Source organism: Streptomyces xanthophaeus (assembly GCF_000725805.1).
Taxonomy (GTDB): domain Bacteria; phylum Actinomycetota; class Actinomycetes; order Streptomycetales; family Streptomycetaceae; genus Streptomyces; species Streptomyces xanthophaeus.
The window spans coordinates 1-6,570 of the sequence record NZ_JOFT01000075.1; the positions used below are offsets into that span (position 1 = coordinate 1).

Genomic DNA, 6,570 nt, shown 5'->3' on the forward strand with positions numbered 1-6,570 from the left:
GCTGCTCCGCAGTCAACGACTCGATCACACCGTCATCCAGCACACCAGCCGCATGCACCACAGCCGTCAACGGCCGCTCCAACGAACCGACCAACTGCGTGAGTTCGTCGCGGTCGGCGACATCACAAGCCTCGACCCGTACCTGGGCGCCTGCGGCTTCGAGTTCGGCGACGAGTTCCGCGACGCCGTCGGCCGCCGTTCCGCGGCGGCTGAGCAGCAGCAGGCTGCTCGTCCGGTGCGTCCGGACGAGGTGTCGCGCTACGAGGGCCCCGAGGCCTCCCGTACCGCCGGTGATCAGGACCGTTCCCTCGGAGAGCACTTCGCGGGACGGTGTGGCCTCGGAACGGCTCAGTCGGGGGGCGAGCAGCCGGCCGTCACGCACCGCGAGCTGGGGCTCGTCGGCAGAGAGCAGGGAGGCCCATTCCGGCGCGTCCCCCTCGAAGTCGGCCAGGACGAATCGGCCGGGGTGCTCGGACTGGGCACTGCGCACCAGGCCCCACACCGGGGCGACGGCAAGATCCGGTGCCTCGTCCCCGACCGCGACACCGCGCCGCGTCGCCACCACAAGCCGGGCGCCGGAAAGCCCGCTGGCCGCCAGCCACTCCTGCACCAGCTCCAGGGTGTGCCCGGCGACGGTGTGCGCGGCCGTGGCCACGGGGCCGTCGGAACCTTCGACCACGGCGACGACGAAGTCCGGGGCGGCTGCTCCGCCCGCAACGGCGTGCGTGAGTGCGGCCAGGTCGGCGTACCCGTCGGGGCCGCCGAGCACTTCGACCGCGGTCGGCTCGGAGGTGTTCTCCGTGGGGACTTCCGCCCAGTCGACCCGGAACAGCGCGTTCTGGGATCCCCTCTGCGCGCCCGTCAGTTGCTCCTGGGCGACGGGGCGCACGGCGATGGAGTTGACCGAGACGACCTCGGCTCCGTTCTCGTCCACGGCATCGAGCCGCAGCGCGGAATCGCCGGTGGCGACGGCACGCACGCGCAGCCGCGTGGCTCCGCGGCTCGTGAGCCGGGCACCCGACCAGCTGAACGGCATCTTGCGCTCGCCGCTCTCGCCGTCCAGCAGCAGGACGGCGGCGCCGCTCTGCAGGGCGGCGTCGAACAGCGCCGGGTGGATGCCGAAGCCTGCGGCGGCCGACGCATCGGGCAGTTCCACCTCGGCGTACACGTCGGAGCCGTCGCGCCACAGGGCGCGCAGGCCCTGGAAGATGGGGCCGTAGTCGTAGCCGATCTCGGAGAGGCGGGCGTACGCGTCCTCGACCGCGATCGCTTCCGCGTCCTGGGGCGGCCATTCGGCGGGCCAGGCCGCGGTCGGCTCGGTGTCGGCGGCCAGCACGCCTCGGGCGTGGCAGATCGCCTCGTGTGCCGCTCCGCTGTCGCCTTCGGCGGCCGACTCGGGGCGGGAGTAGATGGCGACGGAACGGCGTCCGTCCTCGTCGGGCTCGCCGACGGTGACCTGTACCTGGACCGGCTGGTTCTCCTGGAGGATCAGCGGTGCTTCGAGCACCAGCTCCTCCACCACGGGAGTGCCCGCCTGCCGTCCTGCGGCCAGGGCCAGCTCTATGTGCGAGGTGCCGGGCACGACGATGTTGCCGAGGAGTACGTGTTCGGCAGTCCACGGCTGCGATTCGGTGGACAGGCGGCCGGTGATCAGCCATTCGTCGCGGTCGCCGACCCGCACGCCGGCCACGAGCACGGGGTGATCGATCCGCCCGAGCCCGGCCGCGGCCGGGTCCCCGGAGCCGCTGCCGGGAGCCAGCCAGTACCGCCCCGAACCTGCGTAGAACGCATCCCAGTCCACCGGCAGCCCGGCCACGTGCACCTGGCCCAGGAACCCGGCGAACGCCTCCGCCTCCGGGGCACGGCCACGCAGCACCGGGACGAACACCGAACCTTCGGTGTCGAGGGTCTGCTGGGCCATGGCGGTCAGGACCGCCGACGGGCCGACCTCGACGAACCGGGTCACACCCTCATCGGCCAGCGTCCGGACACCGTCCGCGAAACGGACCGCCTCCCGCACGTGGGAGACCCAGTAGCCAGGGTCGGTCAGCTCATCAGTGACGAGCGCGCCGGTCAGGTTCGATACGACGGCCACCTGGGGCTGGTGGAACGTCAGACCCTCAGCGATGGCTCGGAACTCGTCGAGCATCGGCTCCCCCGAGACGACCAGCGCCAGCGGACCGTTCACCGCCGCGACCGACAGACGCCCCTCGAAGCCGACCAGCGACTCCGCGACCTCAGCCTCAGTCGCCTGAACGGCAACCATCCCGCCACCAGCAGGCAGCGCACCCATCAGGCGGCCACGCGCGGCAACCAGCCGGCACGCATCGGCCAGCGACAGAACCCCCGCCACATGAGCACAGGCCAGCTCGCCGACGGAGTGACCGACCAGGACGTCGGCCTTCACGCCGAGGGACTCCAGCAGGCGGAACAGGGCCACCTCAACCGCGAAGAGCGCAGGCTGCGTGTACTCGGTCTGGTCAAGGAGCATCGCTTCCGGCGAGCCCTCCGCCGCGAACAACAGTTCCTTCAACGACCGGCCCAGCAGCCCGTCGAGCTGTGCACACACCTCGTCCAGCGCCTCGGCGAACACCGGATAGACAGCAGCCAGACCCGCACCCATCCCCGCACGCTGCGCACCCTGACCCGTGAACAGGAAACCGGTCTTACCGAAGACCGGACGACCCGCCACCACACCGGCGCCAGGCTGCTGCTCAGCAAGCGCACCCAGCCCCGCCAGCAGAGCCTCACGATCAGAAGCCACCACCGAACCCCGCTGGTCGAACTGCGCCCTTGACGTCACCGCCGAGAACGCCACGTCCAGCACACCCAGCTCCGGACGCTCCAGCAGATGCGACCGAAGACGACCCGCCTGCGCAGCCAACACCTCCGCATCGATGTACGGGGAGGGCTCGTCCACGTTCAGGGTCCGCGGCAGCACACCGTGCTGCATCGCCTTCACCATCTTGATCACACCAGCCACACCAGCCGCAGCCGACGTATGACCGATGTTCGACTTGATCGAGCCCAGCCGCAGCGGACCGTTCACCCGCTCCTGGCCGTACGTGGCCAGCAGCGCCTGCGCCTCGATCGGGTCACCCAGACGCGTACCCGTCCCGTGACCCTCCACCGCGTCCACATCAGACGGCGACAGGCCCGCACTCGCCAGCGCCTGCCGGATCACCCGCTCCTGCGAAGGCCCGTTCGGAGCCGTCAGGCCGTTGCTCGCACCGTCCTGGTTGATCGCACTGCCCCGGATCACAGCCAGCACCTTGTGCCCGTTGCGCCGCGCCTCCGACAACCGCTCCAGGACGACCAGGCCGACGCCGTCGGAGAAGCCCGTGCCGTCCGCGGCCGCCGCGTACGGCTTGCAACGGCCGTCCTCCGCCAGACCCCGCTGGCGGCTGAACTCCTGGAGCAGGAACGGACCGGCCAGGACGGTCACGCCACCGACCAGGGCCAGCGAGCACTCACCCGAGCGCAGCGCCTGCGACGCCATGTGCATCGCCACCAGTGAGGACGAGCACGCCGTGTCCACCGTGACGGCCGGACCCTCGAAGCCGAAGCTGTAGGCGACGCGCCCCGACACCACGCTCGACGCGGTGCCCGCCAGCCGGAAGCCCTCCAGTTCGGGCAGGTCCGAGCTGCCGTAGTCGGACATGACGGCGCCGGCGAAGACACCGGTGTCGCTGCCGCGCAACGAGGCCGGGTCGAGCCCCGCGTCCTCCAGGGCCTCCCAGGAGGCCTCCAGCAGCAGACGCTGGATCGGGTCGATGGCCAGGGCCTCGCGCGGGCTGATCCCGAAGAATTCGGCGTCGAAGTCGCCGACGCGGTCGATGAAGCCGCCGCCGCTCGCGTAGACCTTGCCGGACTGCTCCGGGTCCGGGTCGTAGAGGTTCCCCACGTCCCAGCCGCGGTCGGTCGGCAGGCCGACGATGCCGTCGCGGCCCTCGGCCACCAGCTTCCAGAGTTCCTCCGGCGAGGTGGCGCCGCCCGCGTAGCGGCAGCTCATGCCGACGATCGCGATGGGTTCTGAGGCCTGGGCCAGCAGTCGGCGGTTCTGCTGCCGGAGGCGCTCGGCTTCCTTCAGCGACTTGCGCAGTGCTTCGACGAGCTCGTTCTGATTGGCGGACATCGCCTTGGTTCCCCCGTTCGGACGCGTTCCCGCGGCCGTGTTCTCAACTTCTCGACGTGTCTTCGTTCAGGGCGTGGTGGAGCCGCAGCTCACTCCACGTCTTCCTGCGTCATCCGGATCAGCGCTTCGACGTCCATCTCGTCGATCGATACGGCGTCGGAGTCCGGGGACCCGGTTTCGCCGCCGTCGCCGGAGGCCAGGTCCAGCAGTGCTTCGAGCAGTCCGGCCTGACGCAGGCGGCCGATGGAAATGGTGGTGAGGAGGTCTCGGATGTCGTCTTCCTCGGATCGCCGGCCCGCGTCGGCCGGTGCCGTGCCCGGCATGGCGAGAGGGATCAGGTAGCGCGCCACCGCGAGTGGGTTCGGGTGGTCGAAGACGAGGGTGGTGGGCAGCCGCAGTCCGGTGGCCGGGGTGAGTCGGTTGCGCAGTTCCACCGCTGCCAGTGAGTCGAAACCGAGCTCCTTGAAGGCGCGGTCGGGGTCGACGGCCTCGGCGGAGGCGTGCCCCAGGACCGAGGCGACCTGGGCCCGTACCAGATCGAGGGTGATGCGCTCCCAGTCCTCCGGTTCCACGACGGCCAGGCGGTCGGCGAGCGAGCCGCCGACCGTCTCGGTCCGGCGCGGCGGCGTCCGGACGAGTCCGCGCATCAGGGCGGGCAGCAGGCCCGACTGTGCCTGGGCGCGCAGGGCGGCCTGGTCGAGGCGGGCGGGGACGAGGAGGGCGTCGTCGAGCTGTCGTGCCGCGTCGAAGAGTTCGAGCCCGAGCTCGTTCGACAGGGCGGCGACGCCCATGCGTTCCAGTCGGGCAAGTCCCGCCTCGCCGAGTTCGCCGGTCATGCCGGTGGCGTCGCCCCAGAGGCCCCAGGCCAGCGAGCTGGCCGGCTTGCCCTCGGTGCGGCGCCGGGCGGCGAGGGCGTCCAGGAAGGAGTTGGCCGCGGCGTAGTTCGCCTGGCCGGGGCTGCCGATCAGGGCGGCGAGGGAGGAGAAGAGGACGAAAGCCGACAGGTCCATGTCCGCGGTCAGCTCGTGCAGGTGCAGGGCCGCGTCGATCTTCGGCCGCATCACCCGCTCCACCTGTGCCGGGGTCAGGGAGCCGATCACGCCGTCGTCCAGGACGCCGGCCGAGTGGATCACCGCGCGCAGCGGGTGTTCGAGGGTGCCGAGCAGCTGTGCCAGTTGGTCGCGGTCGGAGACGTCGCAGGCTGCGGCCCGGGCGTCGGCGCCCAGTTCGGCCAGCTCGGCGAGCAGTTCCGGTACGCCGTCGGCGGCGGGACCGCGCCGGCTGACGAGCAGCAGGTGCTTGGTGCCGTGCTGCCTGGCGAGGTGCTTGGCGAACAGGGCGCCGAGGCCGCCGGTGCCTCCGGTGATGAGGACCGTGCCGTCCGGGTCCAGCGGAGCCGGGACCGTGAGGACGACCTTGCCGGTGTTGCGGCCTTCGCGCAGGAAGCGGAACGCATCCGCGCCGCGGCGTACGTCCCAGGTACGGGTCGGCGCGTGCTCCAGCACGCCCTTGTCGAACAGGGACACGACCTCGGACAGCATCTCCTGGATGCGGTCGGGGCCTGCTTCCAGGAGGTCGTAGGAGCGGTAGCGCACTCCGGTGCGTTCGGCGGCGATGACGTCGGGGTCGCGGAGGTCGGCCTTGCCCATCTCGATGAACCGTCCGCCGCGCGGCAGCAGGTCCAGCGAGGCGTCGATGAACCCGCCCGCCAGGGCGTTGAGCACTCGACGCCCCAGTGCCGGGCCAACTGCACCGCAGCCATACCCACGCCACCGGCCGCCGCGTGCACCAGCAGCCGCTCGCCGGGCTGGAGGCCCGCCAGGTCGACCAGGCCGTAGTAGGCGGTGAGGTAGACCACGGGCAGGGCGGCGGCTTCGGTGAAGGAGAAGTGGTCGGGCATCGGGACGATGGTGCGCCGGTCGGCGACGGCCACCGGGCCGAAGGCGTCCAGGATCAGTCCGAACACCCGGTCGCCGGGTACGAGGTCGGTCACCTCGGCGCCGACCTCCAGGACGACACCGGCGGCCTCACTGCCCAGCGGTGCCTCACCCGGGTAGGTACCCAGGGCGATGAGCACGTCCCGGAAGTTGAGGCCCGCGGCCCGGATGCCGACCCGTACTTCGTTGACGCCGAGCGGGCGCTCGCCGGTCGAGGGGATGATCGCCAGGTCTTCCAGCGATCCCTTGCGCTTGCTCCCCAGCCGCCAGGGGCCGTCGACCGTGGCGGCCTCCGCCCGCGCCAGCCGGGGTACGAGGAGGTCTCCGGCGCGGACGGCGATCTGCGGCTCGTCCAGCGCGACGACCGCATCCCAGTCCAGCCCAGCGCCGTCCTCGTCGCCGTCGCCGTCGAGGTCCACCAGGGTGAACCGGCCCGGGTTCTCCGACTGCGCACTGCGCACCAGACCCCACACCGGAGCCTGCACCAGATCCGGCGCC

Annotated in this window: 1 protein-coding gene and 1 pseudogene; both read right to left on the bottom strand. The window is 71.5% G+C overall.

Annotated elements, in window-relative coordinates:
* Nucleotides 1-4,135 (bottom strand): type I polyketide synthase (locus IO30_RS0128875; protein WP_037895430.1); only part of this gene is annotated, 4,135 nt, incomplete at its 3' end.
* 338 nt (nucleotides 4,136-4,473) lie between these two features.
* Nucleotides 4,474-6,570: pseudogene (locus IO30_RS40985) on the bottom strand (type I polyketide synthase); the annotation flags it as partial.